14 protein-coding genes and 1 pseudogene are annotated in these 20,332 nt (G+C 66.5%); 5 read left to right on the top strand and 10 right to left on the bottom strand.

What is annotated here, in order from left to right:
- Nucleotides 1–33: 33 nt before the first annotated feature.
- Nucleotides 34–159 (top strand): hypothetical protein, encoded by a 126-nt coding sequence (locus tag CYFUS_RS53900; protein WP_269770239.1) that lies wholly within the window; start codon nt 34–36, stop codon nt 157–159.
- 16 nt (nt 160–175) lie between these two features.
- On the opposite strand, the gene CYFUS_RS13995 is transcribed toward CYFUS_RS53900, so the two are convergent.
- Nucleotides 176–916 (bottom strand): alpha/beta fold hydrolase, encoded by a 741-nt coding sequence (locus tag CYFUS_RS13995; RefSeq protein WP_232537552.1) that lies wholly within the window; start codon nt 914–916, stop codon nt 176–178.
- A 142-nt stretch (nt 917–1,058) separates the two neighbouring features.
- Between CYFUS_RS13995 and CYFUS_RS13990 the strand changes: the two genes are divergently transcribed.
- Nucleotides 1,059–2,099: a CAP domain-containing protein gene (locus tag CYFUS_RS13990; protein ID WP_157758438.1), complete on the top strand. Its 1,041-nt coding sequence runs from the start codon at nt 1,059–1,061 to the stop codon at nt 2,097–2,099.
- Nucleotides 2,100–2,213: 114 nt separating this feature from the next.
- Here the strand turns inward: CYFUS_RS13990 and CYFUS_RS13985 are convergent, their stop codons facing one another.
- From CYFUS_RS13985 to CYFUS_RS13975, 3 genes are all read right to left on the bottom strand, one after another.
- Entirely contained in the window at nt 2,214–4,700 is a 2,487-nt protein-coding gene (locus CYFUS_RS13985; RefSeq protein WP_095985668.1) for a glycoside hydrolase family 3 protein, read from the bottom strand.
- 313 nt (nt 4,701–5,013) lie between these two features.
- A complete protein-coding gene (locus tag CYFUS_RS13980; RefSeq protein ID WP_095985667.1) occupies nt 5,014–5,403 on the bottom strand; it encodes a hypothetical protein in 390 nt (129 codons plus the stop codon).
- 657 nt (nt 5,404–6,060) lie between these two features.
- Nucleotides 6,061–6,990 carry a transposase gene (locus CYFUS_RS13975; protein WP_095985666.1) on the bottom strand — a complete coding sequence of 310 codons (930 nt, stop codon included), beginning with the start codon at nt 6,988–6,990 and terminating at the stop codon, nt 6,061–6,063.
- Nucleotides 6,991–7,272: 282 nt separating this feature from the next.
- Here CYFUS_RS13975 and CYFUS_RS13970 point away from each other — a divergent pair, with 282 nt between their 5' ends.
- Nucleotides 7,273–8,163: an alpha/beta fold hydrolase gene (locus tag CYFUS_RS13970; protein ID WP_095985665.1), complete on the top strand. Its 891-nt coding sequence runs from the start codon at nt 7,273–7,275 to the stop codon at nt 8,161–8,163.
- A 189-nt stretch (nt 8,164–8,352) separates the two neighbouring features.
- Here CYFUS_RS13970 and CYFUS_RS13965 read toward each other — a convergent pair whose 3' ends face one another.
- The gene (locus CYFUS_RS13965) at nt 8,353–9,108 is read right to left on the bottom strand and encodes a hypothetical protein (RefSeq protein WP_232537551.1); all 756 of its coding nucleotides are present in this window, start codon (nt 9,106–9,108) and stop codon (nt 8,353–8,355) included.
- 337 nt (nt 9,109–9,445) lie between these two features.
- Between CYFUS_RS13965 and CYFUS_RS53895 the strand changes: the two are divergent.
- Nucleotides 9,446–9,649: pseudogene (locus CYFUS_RS53895) on the top strand (hypothetical protein); the annotation flags it as partial.
- 96 nt (nt 9,650–9,745) lie between these two features.
- On the opposite strand, the gene CYFUS_RS13955 reads toward CYFUS_RS53895, so the two are convergent.
- Both CYFUS_RS13955 and CYFUS_RS13950 read right to left on the bottom strand, forming a co-directional pair.
- A complete protein-coding gene (locus tag CYFUS_RS13955; RefSeq protein WP_095985662.1) occupies nt 9,746–11,914 on the bottom strand; it encodes a carbohydrate-binding protein in 2,169 nt (722 codons plus the stop codon).
- 121 nt (nt 11,915–12,035) lie between these two features.
- Nucleotides 12,036–14,987, bottom strand: a complete 2,952-nt coding sequence (locus CYFUS_RS13950; RefSeq protein WP_232537550.1) for a beta/gamma crystallin-related protein — start codon at nt 14,985–14,987, stop codon at nt 12,036–12,038.
- Nucleotides 14,988–15,225: 238 nt separating this feature from the next.
- Between CYFUS_RS13950 and CYFUS_RS13945 the strand changes: the two genes are divergently transcribed.
- The gene (locus tag CYFUS_RS13945) at nt 15,226–15,606 is read left to right on the top strand and encodes a glutaredoxin domain-containing protein (RefSeq protein WP_095985661.1); all 381 of its coding nucleotides are present in this window, start codon (nt 15,226–15,228) and stop codon (nt 15,604–15,606) included.
- Between the two features lie 18 nt (nt 15,607–15,624).
- On the opposite strand, the gene CYFUS_RS13940 is transcribed toward CYFUS_RS13945, so the two are convergent.
- The 3 genes from CYFUS_RS13940 to CYFUS_RS13930 form a co-directional block, all read right to left on the bottom strand.
- Nucleotides 15,625–16,809, bottom strand: a complete 1,185-nt coding sequence (locus CYFUS_RS13940; protein WP_095991995.1) for a heparin lyase I family protein — start codon at nt 16,807–16,809, stop codon at nt 15,625–15,627.
- Nucleotides 16,810–17,099: 290 nt separating this feature from the next.
- Nucleotides 17,100–17,846 carry a hypothetical protein gene (locus CYFUS_RS13935; RefSeq protein WP_095985660.1) on the bottom strand — a complete coding sequence of 249 codons (747 nt, stop codon included), beginning with the start codon at nt 17,844–17,846 and terminating at the stop codon, nt 17,100–17,102.
- A gap of 11 nt (nt 17,847–17,857) precedes the next feature.
- Entirely contained in the window at nt 17,858–19,966 is a 2,109-nt protein-coding gene (locus tag CYFUS_RS13930) for a hypothetical protein (RefSeq protein WP_095985659.1), read from the bottom strand.
- Nucleotides 19,967–20,332 lie beyond the last annotated feature (366 nt).

The raw sequence follows: 20,332 nt of genomic DNA, 5'->3' as shown, positions 1-20,332 counted from the left end.
GATTCCTCGACACAGTCCGGTGGAGTGGAACCCATGTCCATCGGAAGCCTCCCGCGCAATCCCAACCACAACAAGTCCCTGAACCCGGTCGACGTGCTCGCCCATGAGTTGAGCCACGGCGTCAAGTGGAGGCGACGGGAAGCGAAGCCGCCACCGTGAAGGGCCGGCTCAGAACTCACTCGCCGAGCAGCACGTCCCGCAGGAGCGCGAACGTCGCCGCCGGATCCTGCAGCTGCATGTCGTGGCGCAGGTGGGGCAGCCTGCGCACATCCCACCCGAACCCCGTCAGTGCCGTGGCAAGCGCCTCCGGCAACACGGCCTTGCTGTCCGCGGAGAGCACGACAGTGGAGGGCACGAGGGGCCTGGCGGCGACCACCGGGTGGAAGGCGATGTCCCGGAAGACGCTCGTCGCCATCCGCTTGTCGAAGCGCGCTGTCGCGTCCGCGATGAGGCGCTGCGTGCGCTCCGGGTAGCCCTTGCGCGCCGCCGCGTTCGAGCGCGCGGTGATGAGGGCGGCGACACCGAGTGTCAGGGCCGGAGCCGCCCAGAACAGCCGGCCCCAGAGCCCGGAGGTCGGCAGGCCCAGTTGGAAGCCCGGATCCAGATACACCGCGTGGCCGGGCCGCAACCGCTCCACCGCGGCCGCGAGCACCGCGCCTCCGAGCGAGTGTCCCACGACGACGTCGAGGTCATGCGGGAGGGTTTCGACGAGATCGTCGGCGAACTCGGCGAGCCCCCACGAGTCCGACCGCGGACTGCGGCCATGGCCCCGCAGATCGGGCGCGAAAACCGTCACCTCGCCCGCCGCGCGGAGCTGCTCGATGAAGGGCTCCCAGGTGGACGAGTCGACCCCGAGTCCATGTACCAGGCCGATGCGGCGGGGGCCGTTGCCCACGAGCGTTGTCTCGAGTCGCACGGGGCGAACCTACCCACCCGCACCGCGCCGCGGCAAGACGCCAAGGGACTGGAGCAGAAAAAGGCAGCCAGGGTGTATCAGCCAGCCAGCCAGGGTGTATCAGACGACTCGTAGGGAAGCTCGACTCGAATATCCTGACTCCATGCGCTACCTCCCAAGCCTGGGCTCGTTCCGAATGTCGTGCCTCGTCGTCGCCGCCGCGGTGCAGGCATCCGCCTGCGTGGGGGACGTCCGTGATGACGACAAGGTGGGCGGCGAAATCAACGCACCCGGCGATGGAGGGCCAGGCACAGAGCTTCCAGATGCGGGGCCGGGCTCGGAGGTTCCGGATGCGGGGACTCCCTCCTGCTCGAATATCACCGGCGATCGCGCCACCCAGGTGTGCCTGCGCTGGAAGTGTGACCGCGCGGACCTCTCCGAAGGCAGCTGGAGCGGAGCCGTGAACGGGTGCATCGCGGGCGACCTGGGGGCGAACGCCCGCGCCAACTCGCTGCGACTCATCAACCTCTACCGCTTCCTCGCCGAGCTGCCCGCGGTGAGCACCGATGCGGCGCGCAATCAGAAGGCCCAGGAGTGCGCGCTCATGATGGACGCCAACAACAGCCTGAATCACAGCCCGCCCTCCAGCTGGAGCTGCTACTCCTCCGGTGGCGCGGAGGCTGCTGGCAAGAGCAACATCTGCTCGGGCCGGGCCGTGGGATGCATCGACCTGTACATGTCGGACTCCGGCAACGCGACCACGCTCGGCCACCGCCGCTGGTTCCTCTCCAATCAGCTCGGAGCGGTGGGAATCGGAGGAACGACAGGAGGCTCCTGCCACTGGGTCATTGGCGGCAGCGGGACCGCCAACCGCGCCTGGACCGCGTGGCCACCGCCGGGCCCCGTCCCCCTCGGAGCCATCCACATCCCGGGGAAGACCTCGGTCGATGTCACCGGGTGGTCCGTACAGACCTACGCGTCCAGCTACAACCTCGGGAGCGCGCAGGTCACGGTCACGGACAACGGGCAGCCCGCTCCGGTCACCGTGACGCAGTTGCTCGCCAACTACGGCTCCGCCTACGCCATCCGCTTCAACCCACAGGGCTGGACCACCCAGGCGGGCCATACCTATGAGGTGACCATCACCGCGCCGGGACTGACCAACCCCATCCGCTACACCGTGCAGCCGGTGAACTGCCCCTAGCGAAGAAAATCGGGCACCGGTGGCGGAGCCGGTGCCCGTTGACATGACGGTGGATGCACCCCGACAGCCAGGGGTGCAACCGGGGCCCATCCACCGCCACTCAGGCGGCGGACCTCAGGGGCTGACCGCGTCGCCGTCGTTGGTGGCCAGGCGCAGGTCGGTGACGGTCAGGGTCAACGCCCCCGAAGTCGTCAGGGCGAGCGGAGACGTCACCGACGACATGTTCGCGCCCGCGTCGCGGAAGCTGCTGAGCTTCACCTTGAGCATGCGGAACTCCGTCGCCGAGCCCAGGGTCGTCAGCAGCCGCGTGATGTCGAGCGAGGCCGGACGCTCGCCACTCGTCAGCATCAGCTTCACCGGTGCCACCGGTGCGCGGTCGAGGCGGTAACGGAAGGCGACCGCCATGTCGCCCGTGGTCTGACGGCTGAGGTCCACGGCCGGACCGATGATGGCCACGGTGGCCTGCTGTGTCCCCGACCAGGTCAGGGTGCGGCCATTCTCCTGGGCCCCCGCGTCCACCACCCGGACCGAGAGCACGCGGTGGGGGCTCTCTCCGTTGGCCTTCAACGCGGGGCTCGAGCCGCCCGTGTCCGACAGCACCAGCGACCAGGGCTCGGCCACCTTGCCCGAGCCGAAGAACAGATCCGTGCTGGTGGCGGCGACCGTCGGTCCCGGATCCTCCGACAGCATCTCCACCCGGGCGGGCTGGGCGTAGGAGAGTCCATGGCCGTAGGGGAACTGCGGCTCGTAGTTCGCGTCGCCCCGGTTCACCGACGTCTGCATGGCCTTCCTGGGCCAGGAGAAGGACAGCTTGCCGGTGAAGTCGCGCCGGGGCTTGCCGTTCGCGTCGCCCATCAAGACATCCGCCACGCCCTCGCCCTGGGTGCCGGGCAGCCACGCGGCCACGAAGGCATCCGAGGCGTTGATCTCCGGATTCACCCACAGCGGCCGTCCCGACAGGAACACGGACACCACGGGGATGCCCTGGGCCTTGAGCTTCCTGAGCAGGGCCAGGTCGCTCTTGTTCCCCGGCTGGTACTCGACCGTGGCGATGTCGCCCTGGAATTCGGCGTAGGGGTTCTCGCCGAAGACCACGATGGCCACATCCGGCCGCTTCGTGAACGAGCCGTCCACGCTCAGCTCGGCGCTGCCGCCACCGGCCGCCACCGCGTCGCGGATGCCCGCGTAGATGGAATGCGCGTTCGGGAAGTCATTGTTCGTGTTGCCCGTGCCCTGCCAGCTCAGGGTCCAACCTCCGCACTGCTTGCCGATGTCGTCGGCGGCATCCCCCGCCACGAGGACGCGGGCGGTCGACTTGATGGGCAGCACACCCTCGTTCTTCAACAGGACGAGCGATCTGGCCACGGCCTCGCGAGCAACGGCCCGGTGCTCGGGGGCGCCGAGCAGTTCGAACCGGCCCTCCAGCGGGCGCTCCGTGTGGAACAGCCCGGCCTTGAACTTGGCGCGGAGGATGCGGCGCACGGCATCCTCCAGGCGCGCCAGGGGGATCTCTCCGGCGCGCGCCTGGGCGAGCGTGTTGTGGAACAGCCCCTTCCAACTGTCGGGGGCCATGTACATGTCGAGCCCGGCGATGAGCGCCTGCGGGCAGTTCTCGTTGGTGGCGCCAGGCAGCTGGCCGTGGGCGTTCCAGTCACCCACGACGAAGCCATTGAAGCCCATGCGGCCCTTCAGCACATCCGTCAGCAGCGTCTTGTTGCCGGTGTGCTTGACCCCGTTCCAGCTGGAGAAGGAGGCCATCACCGACAGGATGCCGGCGTTGATGGTCGGGGGATAACCCGCGGCGTGGAGGCGCACGAGTTCCTCCTCACTGAGCTCCGCGTCGCCCTGGTCCCTGCCTCCCGTGGTGCCACCGTCGGCGAGGAAGTGCTTGGCCGAGCCGGCGATGCGGCCCTGCGCCAGCGGCTGACCCGGACGGAGCTCGCCCTGGAGCCCCAGCGTCATCGGGCCCGCGTAGCTCGCCACCAACTCGGGGTCCTCGGAATAGCCCTCGTAGGTGCGGCCCCAACGATCATCGCGAGGCACGGCCAACGTGGGGCCGAACGTCCAGTCGATGCCGGTGACGGCGCTCTCCAGCGCGGTGATCTCGCCGATGCGCCGGATCAGCTCCGGAGCTCGCATCGCGCCCAGGGCGATGTTGTGCGGAAAGATGGTGGCACCGGGGATGTTGTTGTTCCCGTGCACGGCGTCCACACCGAAGATGACGGGAATGGGCGTGTGGCCCGGGCGCTCCTCGAGCGAGATCGCGCGGAAGTCACGAGAGAGTTTCAGCCACTCGGCGGCGGGGGCGCGATCGTCGTTGTTCGGGCCGGAGTTGCCGCCCGCGAGGATGGAACCCAGCGGATAGGTCCGCAGGTCCTCCGCCTTGATCGAGCCGATGTCGGCCTGGATCACCTGGCCGACCTTCTCCTCGAGACTGAGCCGGGCCAGCAGGGACTCGATGCGCGCCTCGGTCTGGGCGTCGGTCAGGGCCTCGGGACTGCGCGCCTGGGGCCAGAGGGAGGGGTGGGCCGTGGCTCGCGGGGGCGTGGGTGCTTCGGCCGGAGCCTGGGAAGTCGTCATTCGCAGGGGGATCGTCGTCATGCCCGGCCTCATAAAACAAAGAGGCGCGGGGAATCGATACCCGTTGAAATCGGCTGTTCCGTCTGGCGGTAGCTTTCCGCCGGTTCGGATCTTCTCAGGGGCTGAGTCTTCCGGATGGTCCCGTTAGGGTGTCCGTTAGGGTGTCAGACGACTCGTAGGGAGCGAGGTGTTGGTACGAGTCCTTTGACACCTTCTCCCGTTAGGGTGTCCCGTTAGGGTGTCAGACGACTCGTAGGGAGCGAGGTGTTGGTACGAGTCCTTTGACACCTTCTCCGGACACCTTCTCCGGCACACCTTCTCCGGCCTGCGCGAATCAATAGAAGCGCAGCGAGGTCGTGACGTTGTCGAAGCCGGGAGGCATCGTGAGGCTGCTGGTCGGCGCCGCGAAGGAGGCTCCCGTGCAGTTGGCGCCATCGAAGAAGAATGCCCCACAGTTGGCAAGGCGGAAGGAGGACGTCAGGTTGTCCGAGGCCACCGGAAGGTTGATGCACTGGCCCACCGCTCCCGTCACCGGAAAGGGGTTGAGCGTCGGCCCGGAGAGGTTGGTGCCATCGAGCAGGTACGCGTAGCACGTGGCCATGGCGTGCACTCCCGGCTGTTCAGCTGCCTCGGAGGGAGCCGCCTCGGAGTTCGAGTCGCTCCCACCACACGCGGCCAGCGACAAGGTGCACATCACCATGAGGGACAAGCGAAGCGTCTTCATAAGGCTCGACTCCAGGGCTCCTGGATGGATCATTCCACCAGGTTCACCTGGAGTATGAACCATGATTTCCTGCTCTTACAAGGAAGTAGCCGCAGCCCCGAGAGGGTGTCTGCGAGGGCGCGAAAGACCCCGAGCTCGTGGATGAGTATTACGGCACACACTTCGGAGACATGAAGAGGTGGGTTCAAGGTCAATACCCGGACGTGGCGCCTCCGCCTGGCACAGCACCCAGGCTGAAGCCCAACGAGAAAGGTGGGAAAAGGCTGGGGCGCATCTATGTCACCTACACGAAGCTCAACAAGATGACCCACCGCGACTACGTGGGGCGGACGAGCATGCTCGCTGATGTCGCCGCGCCCCTTCGACTTCAGGCCGCGTTGGCGGTGCTCCTTCGAAATAGGAATCACCATCTGGATGAGAATGCCGAACCCAAGGGCAATCACAGGACGAACACTCCGGACTCCGACCTGGAGCGGATCGCATCCAAGCCCATCCTCTTCAAGATTGCTGTCCGCCATATGGAAGAGCGGGCGTGGGAGTTCATGAGAGAAGTGCGGAACCCCAAGAATGTGTCGGGATTGAGCGCTCAGTCGTCTGGGAAGAGGTGGGGGTTGAGGAACGCCAGGAAAGCCCCGCGAGGGAGTCTCCGCGAGGGAGTCAAAGAACTTGAGCAGCACGACCCGGCACGACACGTGGCGGAAAGGAGAAGGGAGGGAAGCAGACCGAGAAGTCCCCCTGACTCCACCGAGCCGCCGCCTCTCGAAATGCCGTAACGAAGGCCCGGTATTGCTCGCGCAGTTCCTTCAACGCCTGACGCGTGGAGGCATGTCCCAACGGCCTCGGGCTCCTCTCGAGGTGCTCGGGCCGGGTATGCGGGTGCTGCGCCCTCACGGCGCTCACGCCCAACACGGGCGTGCCCCGGGTTCGAGCCTCGGCTTCCACTTGCTCCACGAGCCCCCGCACCGCACGCTGCCTCTGCTCCTCCTTCAGTCCTTCCCAGCACGGCAGTGGCGCGAGTTCCAGTTCCACCGGCTCGGCCCATTCCTGAGCGAAGCGCCCCTCACCCGCCATGTCCTCGCTTCCGCGTTTGCTCCATCGCTTCGTCCAGTTGAACCATCGGAACAGCCGCCGTGCTGGCCCCAACAACTGCGGCAGGCACGTGAGACCCGGCCACTCGGCGCTCCTCTCCACCAGCCCCTCTTTCACCCCATGGGCCAGCACGTAGCGCAACCGGCCCACCAGCGCGGTGTCGTCCAGCACCGGTTCCGCGGAGTAGCGCCGCTCCCAGAAACCTCCACTCCAATCCACCAACTTCCCCACCTTCTTGGAGAGGTTGGCGCGCAGGTACTGCATGAAACCGGCGAGCGCGGCTCCTCGTGCCCACACCAACAAGTGGAAGTGGTTGGAGGCGAAGGTGAAGGCGTACAGCCGGATGGTGCCGGCGCTCTGCTGGACGGCGCGGGCCAGCACTCCGCCCACGACCTCGTTCACCTCCGCGCTGGGGCGTAGCAGCAGCCGTCCCTGGAAGCACCTGGAGGTGACGAAGTAGTAGCCCTCCTCTTGGAACATCCTCAGCGGCCAGCCCATCCTCGTCCCCCTCTGCTTGCGCTCCGCCGGGCCGGATGCACCCCTCGCGCCAACTCGCAAGCCCGCGGAAGCATTCAACGGGAGTGGGTTCAACCGTCCACGCCGAGTCTCGTTCTGGCTCGGGTTCCGCGTTTCGAGTCCTTTGACACCAGAGGAGAGAGAGGAGTCCTTTGACACCTGGCGAGAGGAGTCCTTTGACACTTGGCGGGGCGTTTCGAGTCCTTTGACACCAGAGGAGGCCCTCTTACGCTCGTCCATCATCCGTGCGCAAAGGCACCCATCATGATGAATCCCTCATTCAAGACGCAGGCAGGGCAGAGCGCGTTCACGACCGTCTACGACAGGGCCCTGGAGCGCTGGCCCGTCCCCGTCGAGAGGCTCTTCGTGCCCACGCGTTTCGGGCGGACGCACGTGCTCGTGAGCGGGCCTCGCGAGGCGCCTCCCTTCTTCCTGCAGCACGGGATGTCGGGGTCCTCGACCATGTGGGCCCCCAACATCGCCGCACTCGCCCGGACACATCGGATCTACATGCCCGAGGTGCCGGGGGACTTCGGTTGGAGCGAGGTGGAGCGGCCGTTGAAGAGCCGTGACGATTGCGCCGCCTGGCTCGGGGAGGTGATGGACGGGTTGAAGGTGGAGTCAGCCGTGGTGGGCGGGCAGTCGCTGGGAAGCTGGCTGAGCCTCAACTTCGCGCTGAAGGTGCCCGCACGCGTGAGGGCGCTGGTGCTGATCGCGCCCGCGGGCTGCTTCGCGGAGGTGGGAACTCAGTTCATCCTCCACGCCGTCCCGTGCATGTTCTTCCCGTACCGCCCCGTCTTCGACTGGGCCGAGCGGTGGATGTGCGCCCCGGGGAACACCCCGCCTCGGGAATCCTCGGACCTGTTCGCGGCGGGGATGAGGCATTTCCGCTCGCGGTTCCGGGTGCGGCCGGGTCCCTTCCCGGAGGAGGAGCTCCGGCGGCTGCTCGTGCCCACACTGCTGCTGGTGGGCGACAAGGAGGTCATCACCAACGGCCCGGCCCTGGTGGAGCGTGCGCGGCAACTCGTCCCCCACCTCCAGGCCGAGCTCGTCCCCCATGCCGGCCACCTGTTGTCCGGCGAGCAGCCCGAGCGCGTCAACACCCGCGTCGCGCGCTTCCTGGAAGAGCTGGCACGTCCTTCCCAGGCCGCATGAGTTGGAATCGGGCTTATACGCCCGCCTCGCACGGTGCGAATCCCGTCGGGGATACAACAGCCGAGGCCGGAAGCCGCTGAGCGCTCAGGGGTTTCCGGCCTCGGTGTTTTCAGGCTCCTCCGCGTCTCCAACGAGACCGAGGCGCGGAGCTGCTCACGGGCAGCGGGCAGACGAGAGCGGCGCGGCGAGCTACTCCGAATAATCGGACCGGGCGACGAGGCGCCAGTTGCGGTTGTAGGTGTGGAACATGGAGAACCAGCCGCTGTGGCAGCTGCCGCTATTGCTGGCGGTGTAGCCGTAGACGAAGCCGTTGTGGACACGGGCCTCGAGGCTGGGCGAGCCGGGGTTCTCGCAGGGCTGGTTGACACGGACGGCCTGGTAGGCGGCCTCGGCGAACACTTCTTCCTGGCCCTCGAAGTCGTAGAGGGAGTGGACGCGGGTGGCGGTGAAGGTGCCGAGCTGGCTGGCCTGTTGAGCGTCGCTCAGCGTGTGGAAGGACTGCAGGTGGGCGAGGGCGGCGGCCTCGGAGGTGATCGAGCCGGTGAGGCGGTGAACGGCGCCATCATTGTCGGAGAGCGCGGCGCGGATGGCGGTGATGCCGGACGAGCCCTGGTAGACGGAGGTGTCGCCCCAGGTGAAGCTGAGGGCGGTGCCGGCGATGTAGGCGTTGAGCGCGCAGGAGCCGTTGGCGCCGGCGGTCTCGACGAGGATGATCTTGCGGAGGCGGTGCTCGGGGTTCAGGAGGGCAACGCACTCGTCGCCGGCGACGCCGTCGTAGTTGCTGGCGGGGAGCACGGCCTCGACGATGTTGTAGACGCGGACCGTGGGATCCGTGGCCTGCTGCTCGGTGGCCTGGAGGGTGTCGGTGTCAGTCTCGGGGCCGAGGCAGCCGGCAGCGAGGGAGGAGGCAAGGAGGAGAGAAGAGAGTCGGAGTGAAGTCCGCATGGCCGCGGAAGCTACCACGCATGATTCTGGGCCTGATCCGTTTTAGTGGACATACTCATAAGTCGTCTCCTCCCAACCTGTTCGGTGCTCCAGACCAGGGGAGGGAACATGGGGACTTCTTGGGGGGCGGGAGCGGACGGGCTGGGGCGCGGCCTGCTCCGGGCGCATCTGGTGGAGCGAGTGCTGCCGCACGGGCCTTTCGACAGTGGACGCTGTCCTTTCCGCACCGGGTGCGGTGGGTGCTGCTGAAGCGCCGAGCGACTGTCTCACCGTGCGTCTCTGATTGAGCTGGAGCATCCACTCGCATCGTCATTGTGTCCTCTCTGTGAATTCGCAGGAGGTACAGGGATTGAGTGGGGGGATAGCCGTGGCCTCGGGGGGCAACCAGTCGCTGGCACTGCGGGCCGACGGCACCGTGTGGGCCAGGGGCTCCAACTCCTTCAACCAACTCGGGGATGACAGGTGCCTGGGGGGATGGGCATCCCCTGGCCCCAGGTGCCTGGTGGCTGGCACCTGGGGCCGGCGCTCGAGGGTGCGGTAACGGAGGAGCCACCCCGCTCCACAGCGCCGCCGCATGAACCCGCCGCCGGAGGTGTCCGGAGAGAGCCCTCCCACACGGGCCCGCTGAGGAACCGCCCTATTGATGGCTCGTGGGATGGTCGACGGTCAGGGGGAGCTGTCCCTTGAACAGCCGGTTGATGTCACCCGCCAGCCGCAGATAGAAGTCCGAGGACACGGCGACCCCATCCGCATCCAGGCTCAGGAAGTACTGGCTGGTGGGAAGCATCGAGCTGTTCTCCGCCCCCTTGGCGATGGCCGTGCCCTCATCGTACTCGTCGAACATGGCCACGTACCCGGTCGAGATCCCCACGCGCTTGAGATCGTAGGCCTGCCGCCACATGAAGTCGCCGTGAAGCCGGGGAATCTGATTGCGCGGCCCCGCGTTCAGGTTGGCCCAGGAGAACCCCGGCCAGATGACTGCCTGGTAGGCGATTCCATACTGCTGCGTGTAGTTGAAGTCTGGCTGCCACTGGTTCGCCATGTAGTGGTCCGCGCCGTCGAGCCCCCCGAAGCGGCCAACGAACCACGGGGAGAGCATGTCCAGGGATCTGTAGACGTTCTCGAACCCCGCCCTCGAGTCGTTCGTGCCCGTCCGCCAGTAGGTGGGGACGCCGCCGATGACATACATGCCCTGACCCTTGAACCAGTTGATGAGATCCATGGCCTCGGCGGCCGTGCCAGGCCGATCGGTGAACCCGATTCCCCAGATGCAGACGACCCGCTTGCCATTCTGCCTCGCGTAGGCGGGGGACGAGGTCAGCTGCATGGCATTGACCACCTGGGCCGTCCAGTCACGCTTGACCGCGGCCACCCAGTTGGTGGGGTTCATGCCCGTGATGTCATACATGACATAGAACTTCCTGCCGTAGACCTCCGCCGCGTTCTTCACCTTCACCGCCACGCTGTCGCGGTTGGTCTTCCAGCCGTTCGGAGCATCGTTCTCGTCAGCGCCGAACCGCTGAAGGGCGGCGCCATCGATGTTGTAGGTCCGCATCCACTCGAAGTGCTTGTTGACCGTCTCCGGATCGTAGGAAGAGAAGAGCCGGGCGGGCTGTCCATTGGCCAGGTTCCCCAGATTGGTCGGATACAGTTTGGTGTACTCCCGGAGGTCCGGGTAGATCTCGAAGTTGACGTTGGAGTTGGGCGTCGGCGCGCTGCTGTTCTTCGACCAGTGGATCCAGCCGTTGTTCGGAGAGCCATCCCCGGCCGCGTTGAACCAGCCCTGATATCCCGCGAACAGCTTGCCGACCACGTCGTTGCCGTCACCCGCCGCCGCCGTCGAGAACTTGAACCAGCTCACGTTGAAGAGGCCGCCCGTCCCGGTCCCGGTGAACTTCAGGTACAGGTCGTGCACGCCACTCACGCCACTGATGGCGCAGGACCGGGTGGTCCAGGTCTGCCAGCCGCCCGTGGCCGGGACCGAGCAGGTGCCCGCGAGCGTTCCGGTCAGGCTGTCGAGCCGGACCTCGATATTGCCCCCCGCCCCAGCGCTGGCGACACGGGCCTCGAAGGTGTTCGCGCCTCCGCCGAAGTCCAGGTTGTTGAACGCGAGGTAGTCGCCATCGTCGATGAAGGCGACATTCTGTCCCCCTTCACTGCTCGCCTCCAACTGCGTGCCCGACTGGCTGTCGTAGCTCGAGGCCGCCAACTGGCCGAGCGCGGAACGAGGAGTCGTCGTGGGAGCGGAGCCATAGACCTCGAACTCGGAGACCTGACCGCCCGTGGCGCCCGAGTTGGCCGTGAAGTTCAGCTTCACGTACCTCGCGCTGGTCGCCGTGAAGTTCAAGGTGACCGTATTGGCGCTCGGGCTGAACGTATAGGTGGCGGGAGCGAGCACCTGTGTATAGGTGACGTCGTCGGTGCTCCTCAGGACGGACAGGGTCTGCGTTCTGGCGCCCCAGGTCGTCGGTAGCTTCAAGACCACCTGGTTGACGCTGTTCGCGCTGCCCAGATCGACCCGGATCCAGTTGGGATAGGCGTTGGCGGCACCCTCCCAATAGGTAGCTGGATTGCCATCGTTCGCGTTCGTCGCGACATAGACCTGAGTGTAGCTGCCCGCCGTGATCCCTTGCGCGTTGAGTCGCAGCGGGAGCGTGCTCGCCCCCACCTCATCGGCTGGATTCGCATCGGGTGCCCGCGGCGGGCCACCCTCGGGCGCGCAGGCCAGGGCCGCCCACAACAGGCCCCCCACTCCGCTCTTCAACCACCCACGGCTTCCCATCCGTCTCTTGAAGTTCAATGCCACTCGAGCCTCCTCGTTTTCACACGATTCCATGTATTTACGTCATGACGGGTTTATTTCCATGGGGGAGTTCCAGTCACGACGCGGCGCGCGGAACACCGCGATCTCCTCGGGCTGGGATGACTCACTGAATCCGGAACGAGGAGATGGTGTTGTCGTTGCCGGTATTGGCCAGGTTGGCGTTGTCGGAGGTGAAGGTCCAGGCGGGCCCGTCGAAGGCGCCATCTCCGTAGGCGATCAGCGTCCTGCCCGTGGGCACGCGGATGGACGAGATGCTGTCGTTGACGATGCCCGCGGCCCGCATCTGCGCGATGTCGTAGTTGCCAACGCCCAGCGTCACCCCGGTGCCGCCGAAGTTGGGGTCCGGGTAGAAGGTGACGCCCGGGGAGGACGAGGCCAGGACCTTGATCGAGGAGATGGTGTTGTCGTTGCCGGTGTTGGCCAGGTTGGCGTTGTCGGAGGTGAAGGTCCAGGAGGGCCCGTCGAAGGCGCCATCTCCGTAGGCGATGACCGTCACACCAGCGGGGACCCGGATCGAGGAGATGTTGTCATTGGCGATGCCCGCCGCCTGCATCTGGGAGATGCCATAGCTTCCCGGCGCCAGGGAGACGCCGGTGCCGCCGAAGTTGGGGTCCGGATAGAAGGTCGGCTTGGGGCCCGTGTATGGAGCCGTGCTGCCCAGGGCCCGGGGGACCCCGTTGTAGGTGACCGTCTTGAGGGTGTTGTTCTGGCTGCCGCTCAGCGACTGGTAGGCATAGGCGCCGAGCGTCTTGGCGACCCGCTCGACGACGTAGACCGTGTCCGCCGCCGTGCTGAACGTGAACTCACCACTCGAGGACGACGTGATGATCGCGTTGTCGGATACCCGCCTGACCTGGACCTGCTGGGTGCCCCAGGGGTTCACGACCGTGGCCGCGTTCCCATACAGGCTCTTGAGGCCAACGTACTTGATCTCGTTGCCCTCCTTCTCCGAGCTGACCAGGAAGCCACCGCTGGCCAGCAGCGTGAACTTGCCGTTCATCGTCGAGTCGGTCGGCAGGGCCGGGAACACCCGGATCTTGTCGTTATAGCTCTGCATCAGCGACTCGTTCATGGCGATCAGGTTCACGCCCATGTACTCGAACTCGCCGTTGGTGTTCGTCGTGCGTCCGTTCGGATAGTCCTGGTACCGCTGGATCATCGCCTTCATCCCGAGGTAGGCCTCGTCGCCGAGTCCGAGCCGCGCGGCCTGGATGGGGGACGGGTCCCAGACGTTGTTGCCGCCATAGGGGAAGGGCCGGTTGTAGTAGTTGTTGATCAGCATCTGCTGATCCGAGGCGCCGATGCCGGACACGGAATAGGGCCAGGCCAGCTCCAGGACGACGTTCTCCCCGTTCCGGTTCGGCGACAGCGGCGGCGTATGGGGAAAGTACTGGGCCGGGTTGCTCGGATCGACCGGATAGGCCACCAGGTTGTTCAGGATGTTCTGCCACTGCGAGCGCAGGGTGGCGTCCTGCCCCAGTTGCTGGCTGACCTGGATGGTCTTGGGGAACAGGCCGCGCACCGCGGCCAGATCCGTGATGGCGTTGCGGACGTCCCAGTGCTGTTCATGGGCGTTGGACGACGCCATGTAGTACTTCCCGCTGCCCGGGTCATACGACAGCTTGCCCGCGTAGAATTTGGCCGCCTCCCTCATGAACGGGTAGGCCGTGCCACTCAGGTAGGCCGTGTCCTGGGTGTACTTGTACTGGCTGTACATGTTCAGGGCCGCCTCCGCCGCGGTGGAGAGCGTGTCCTGCGTGTAGTCGCTGTAGATGGTTCCCCGCGCGTTGCCGTCCCAGCCCATCGTCTCGGGCACCCAGATCCCATCGATGCCATACCGCGTCATCGTGTACGACTTGAGTGCCGCGAAGTTGCGGCTGTACAGGTTGTTGAAGATGTTCACCATGTCCGCGTGGTTGGAGGCCAGGAACGAGTGGTAGACGTCCCGCTGGTTCCAATACCAGTACGCGTTGCTCCACTTGCCGCTGTCGTCGTCGGCGACGGCGCTGTACACGCCATTGATGAAGTGGAAGGGATAGTTGCCGTAGGCACCCGACGCGATGATGTAGGTGCTGAGATAGTAGAAGTTCTCCAGGTAGTCCGCATCGCCCGACGCGTTGGCGTACTGGACGAAGGACTTGTTCCAGAAGGCATGCCACCAGCTCTTGAAGTCGTTCAGGGTGGTGGCATACCCCGTGCTCTTGACACTGTTCAGCAGGTTCCTGGCCTGGTTGACCGAGTCGTAGCCGGGAGCGTTCAGCCGGCTGGCGCAGGCGATCCAGATCGTATAGCTGGAGGTGGGCATGATGGTGAGCCGCACCTTGTTGTTGTTCACGAACTGGGTCGTGAAGCTCGCGCCCTCGACCGTCGCGGCCAGCGTATAGCCGAAGTGGTTCGCGTCGGTCTGCCCCCGGCTGATCCCCGCCACGCCGGTCTCGACGAGGGTGGAGACGCTCCGCCAGGTGTTGATGTCCGGGACGTCCCCCCCGCCGAACGCGCTGACATCCCAGAGGCTCAGCTCCAGCGTGATGTTGGAGACACCCGTCCGGCTGTCCTCGACGTGGATGCCCAGCACCTCGGAGTTCGGGGCCCCGAGGATCGTGACCGTGCGGTTGCCGTCGTATCGGGTGGTGACGACGCCGTCATACAGGGCGAGCCGTTGCTGGAAGGTGGAGGACCCCGTGTTCAGGCCCGGGTTGGTGGAGAGCGTCACCCACCCCTGGGAGGCGAACCCCTCCTGGGAGGCATCCACTCCGGACACCTGCAGCGTGAGCCCGTTGGCGCTGTCCCAGACCATCGCGCCCACCCGCCCATTGCCCACGGTCAGCCCGCTCTTGGGCTCCGTGACGGGCGCGTTGAACACCACGTCATGCTTCGACAGATACCCCGCGGAGTCGACGTTCAGGGCGCCCGAGCCCGTGTTGAACGAATGGCTCGTCGGACTCGCCCTCGCCGCGGAGGGCAGCGCGCTGGCCGACAGGAGGCAGGACAGCGTGAACACGACCGTCGCACGCAGCCTTCCCTCGGAGCGCAGGGGCAATCTCGAAGAGATCAATGAGGATTTCATTTTTCTACCGTATTTCAATTTTCACGATTTTCTCATGAATTCTAACCTTTCAACTTTTTCTCGGAAATTGACTTTTCCTGATGGAGGGCCAGAGGCGGGAGACGCATCGCGTCAACCGCGGAAAAAACAATGGGCCCGAACCATTTTCAAGGCTCGAGCCCAGTTCGCCGTGGGGGTATCGGTTCACTCGACGTCCGGGGAAGGACCCGCTTAAGGTGCGCGTCCCATGACCACACCCCGTTCCCTTCTCTCCGACGACAAACGCGCTCCCGCCGTGGCCGAGGCGATGGCCGGCTTCCACCGGGACACCGTCGATCAGGTCCGCACCACCGTGGAGCGCGAGCCCGTGGTGGTGGTGGGCATGGCGCAGAACCCCTTCGTCAAGAAGGTGCGCCAGGCCCTCACCCAGGCGGGCATTACCTTCACCTATCTCGAGTACGGCAGCTACTTCGCCAAATGGAAGGAGCGGCTCGCCATCAAGATGTGGAGCGGCTGGCCCACCTTCCCCCAGGTCTACGTGCGTGGCGTGCTCATCGGCGGCCATGACGACACCGTCAAGGCGCTGGGGGATGGCTCCCTGCGCGAGCGGCTCGGGCAGAAGGCCTGAGCCGCCCGGGGCCGGGGTCTACTGCACGTCCTGCAGGCTCCGGCCCTGCACCCAGCCGTCGTGGTACACCACGCCCGTCGGCGCGATGGTGCTGTTGCGATACAGGCCCACCTTCAAGTAGTTCGTCTGCCCCGAGTACAGCGTCGCGATGTAGCGCTTGGGCAGCACGAGCTTGCCATTGAAGTAGAGTTCCACGAAGCCCGTGCTCGACTTGGACGACCACTTCGCGTGGAAGATGAAGTCCTGCCACTGCCCGCGCACCAGCGGGGTGCTCCACACCACGGTGCTGCCCTGCAGGCGCAGGTAGATGGTCTCTCCGTTGACGTAGAACTCCACCGGCGGCGAGCCGCTGTCACCGCTCTGGTGCCACTGGGTGAAGAGCTGCCACGTCTTGGCGCTCGGGAAGTCCGAGGCGAACATCGTGCTCCAGCGGTAGTAGTACTCGTCGCCCTCCTTCTCGTTCGTCATCTTCACCAGCTCGTTGCGGTTGCCGCTCGAGCTGATGGGATTGTCACCCTGCTTCACCGTCGCCTTGAGGGCGTAGCTGCCCTGGCGAGCGGGCGAGGACACCACCTGCAGCCGGTCCGAGCTGACCATCTGCGTCCTCGTCCACTGGGAGCGGTCGCCCGTATCGAAGTCGCCCCGCCACACCACGCCGCTGGCGCCCGACTCGGAGGCCGCGCCACACGGCCGGGCCTCGGCGATGCTCGCCCAGTCATTCACGGAGTTGCCCTTGAAGGTGATGCGCAGCCGGCGCGCGGACGTGGGGGAGAACGTGTAGGTCTCCGCCGCCGTCGTCTTGCCCGAGCTCGTGCCCGAGTAGACGGTCGTGTAGCTCATGCCGTCCAGGGACACGGACATCGAGAAGGTGTTGGCGCGCTGGTTGCCCTGGTGCCAGGCGATCGCCGCTCCGGACACGGTGCGCGTCGAGCCCAGATCGTAATCAATCCACGAGCCCGCCCCCTGGTTGCTCCAGCGCGTCCCGAGCTGGTCATCCAGGGTGTTCTGCGGGCCATTTCCATCATTGCCAGAGGCCAGGACCGAGGCCGCGGAGAGCGTGGTGCAGTTCGGCGCGCTCAGCGCATCCGCCGTGGCGCCCATCGTCTGGAAGAACTCTTCGGCTTCCCCTTGTTCATCAGGAAGTCCGCAACCAACACCAGCGAGGACGCACAGGGCTTCAACCAGCAGGAGGGTCTTCTTCAAAATGAGGCGCTCCGGGGGATAGGACAGACAGGGGGTGAAACCGGACCGCGACACACGGCCGGTGGGGGATGAACAGTCTGGCTTTCGAACGCGGGGCCCTCGTCGTGCCAATCGGGAACCGGCCCGATCAACGAGAGCGGATGTAACCGCGTGTGTGACTTTGACTCCCAGCTCAGACACCCGTGAAATCACGGGTGAATGAGACGGGCGAAAGCATCCCCTATCTTTGTATCCCAATCAACAAGTCCCGCCGAGCCCGAGAGCAGGGCGGGCGGGCAGGCATTGAAACCTCAGGCCACCGAGCGCAGCGGCTCGGGCTGGTTCTCCGCGATGCGCAGACAATCCCCCAGGAAACGGATGTAGGCATTGAGCGCCCGCGCGCCTGCCTCGGCGTAGATGCGCGCGCTCTCGGGCGAGCGGGAGATGGCCTCCGCCAGCAGCTTCTCGTTGAGCAGGGTATGGCCCACGTCCACCGCCACGTGCTCGGCCATGAAGGAGAGCAGCGAGGAGACCTGGGTGCCCAGCACGCCGTCCACCTGCTTCATCAGCCGGGGCCCGAAGTAGACGGCGAGGTAGCCCACCTCGCGCTCGATGGCGATCTGCCCCACGGGGAAGTCGCCCTCGATGGTCTCGTCATGCAGCTGGCGGTAGGCCTTCATGGCGTCGGTGGGGGGCTGGGCGAGCAGTTGCTCCACCGTCAACGCGGGCGGCGGCTGGTGGGCGTTCCAATGCCTGACGAGGGCATGGGTGTCCTCGAGTGTCATCAGGTGGTGGCCCGTCTCGCTCTTGGCGTGGATGATGAGCGCGTTGCCAATCTTCTCCATTCCCTTCTCGATGCAGCGCTGGCCGGTGCGGCGGATCCACCCGTCCACCGGCTCGGTCATGTACACCGCGCGCGCCATCCACTCGATGAGGAAGCGCTCGAGGACCCTCGGCTCGATGGAGGGCGAGAGCAGCCGGCACAGGGCGGGATCGGTATCCAGACGGGCGCGGGCCTTCACGGCATGGGGCTCGTACAGCTTCTTCAGCAGTTCCATGGTGGACTCCTTCAGGGCACGGCGTGAGAGGTTGGACGGGGACGACCCGCGGACTGCTCCTGGATGTGCTCCAGGAATTCGGGAACGAGCGAGGCGGAGATGATCCACAGGACGGGCTGGGTGGACGGGTCATCGTGCAGGCGGGCGGCGGAGGCGTACGCGCCGTCGTCCTCGCACAGGTAGACGAAGGAAGAGCGCTCGCGCAGGGCGAACCAGCCGCGCGCCTCGTCCAGCAGCGCCACGTAGGCCTCGCGCCCCTCGGGCGACAGGGGAAAGAGGCGGGCCGAGTCGAGCAGGCGGAAGAGGTTGGCGCCGGGCTGGCCCAGCTCGAGCACCAGGGCCGCGAGCGGCAGGCCGTGGCGCCGGGCCACGAGGATGCGCCGCTCGCGCTGAAGCCCCGCCTCCCACCAGGTGCGCGACGCGCCCCGCATCTCCAGGCGATCCCGGGTCAGGTCCAACGCCTCGGCGTAGCAGGCGGGCCGCGTGCGGGCGATCTCCCGCGCCAGCAGCAGCTTCTCCCCCATGGATGCGGGGGCGATCTCCAGCTCGCCCACGGGCAGGCCGCTCGGCTCCGAGCACTCCACGTCCATCAGCCGCACGTTCATCACCAGCGACTGCCCGCTTTGCGCCATCCGCTCGGCGAAGCGCACGTGCGTGCGACGCACCCAGGGCACGGTCGACTCGGCATAGCTGAACAACCAGCGGAACTCCGGGTCGCCCTGGGAGTGCTCCACCGTGCGCTGGTAGACGTCGCGCAGCGTCTGTCCCGGCACCTCCGGGGCATGGGCGGGCTTGCCGGGTCGGCGGCCCAACTGGTGCAGCATCCAGGATGCCTGGTACATCTTGAGCGAGGAGAGCGACGCCTCCACGCCCCGCTCCGAGGGCCACACCGTCTGGCACGACAGGTGGGGAAGCCGCGCGGCGCGGGTGTTCATGTCCATGAAGCCGCGGCGCAGCTCCTCGAAGTGCGCGGACGTCTTGCCCGCCAGGTTGAAGTAGCCCGAGGCGGCGTACAGCTCCCACAGCGGCTCGAGCCAGTCCTCGCTGGTGCGCGTGGAGGGGCAGAGCGACTGGGAGACGAGCTTCATCCACCGCAGGGTGTCTCGCTCGGTGCACGGCCGGACCTCGAGCCCACACAACCGCCGGCCATCCGTCTGGGAGAAGGAGACGTGGCGCACCTCGCAGCGCAGATCGATGCGCTCGCCCCGCGCCGTCTCCAGTTCGAGTGGCAGGAAGAGCCCCGGGAAGAGCAGATCCTCGGCGCCGCTGAGCAACCCCAGACCGGAGTAGGAGAGATCCACGGCCTCGCGCTCGAGCCACCCCAGCTCCGACCAGAGCGGATGGGCGAAGCGCACGCGCAGCCCCGCGGGCGCCGGCACGCGGCGGTGCCAGCGGTGGCGCACCCGCCACAGCCGCTCGGGAAGCGGGGTCACCCACTGATCTCCCCGCCCGGCGGGGGGCGCCAGGCGCATCCGGTAGGCGGAGTTGTACCCCACCACCTCGACCTCGCATGGGGGCTCGCCCCACCGCGTGAGCGGCTCGGCGCAACGCCAGAACAGCAGGCCCCGCTCCGCGTCCATGCGCTCCAGCACCAGCCGTACCATCCGGCCGGGCTCGCGCAGGACGGCCTTGTTGTTCACCGCGGCGATCGTCCCGAGGAGGCTCGCGATGCGCTCGGCGTCGGCGATCTCCTCCTGCACGGGCAGCGGAGACGCCTCGGGCAGGGCGCTGCCGTGCCGCAGCCGCTCCTCCATCATCGTCAGGAGGGCCCGCCCCTGCGCCGGCGAGACATCCACGAGCCGGATGCCCAGCATGGAGTCCTCGCCTCCGGCCTGCTGCCAGTGCAGCTCCCCCGACAAGGGCCCGAGGCTCGCCGAGCCCGTCTCCAGACACACCCGCAGCGCCCCCTCGGATGGCCAGGGCTCCACGCGCGTCTCGGACCGGGCCCATACCGACGCGGGACTCAGCAGGGTCGCCGGCCCCAGGCGCCGTCCCCCCTGCTCGGCGAGGACCACCTGGATTTCACCGGGGGCCGACAACGAATAGCCCGAGTAGGGGCTGGTCACGGCGACCCTTCCCGTGGGCATGGAGCGTGCCGGCCGATCCGAGATGGCATTCATGGCGGGGTTCCTTTCGAGCCGTTCAATCTCTCTCACAAAACCAATAACGGCTCTCATCGATTGTCGTCAAGCCAACCCACCAGTCTTTGCACCTGTCTGGATGAACAAACCTTGTCACGCGAAAGCTCCGCCCTGGCCGCGTCGTATTTCCCGGCCTCCGCCCGCTCGCGGCATACGCCGAGGGATCCTCGTCCGTGGGAATTCCCGAACCCCTCGCCAATCCCATACAAGGGAATCAAGCTCTCACCGGGCCCGCCACACTGACAGGGATTGGCGAGGAACTCCCAGACTCCGGCGGAAGGCCATGAAGGCCATCAGGGACGGGTGGGCGAAGAGTTCGGGGAACGCGGGACCGCGCGGACGAAG

Origin of the sequence: Cystobacter fuscus, assembly GCF_002305875.1 — a bacterium.
GTDB classification, from domain to species: domain Bacteria; phylum Myxococcota; class Myxococcia; order Myxococcales; family Myxococcaceae; genus Cystobacter; species Cystobacter fuscus_A.
The sequence above is the reverse complement of the archived record's forward strand: the minus strand, read 5'-3'. Positions and strand labels throughout refer to the sequence as shown.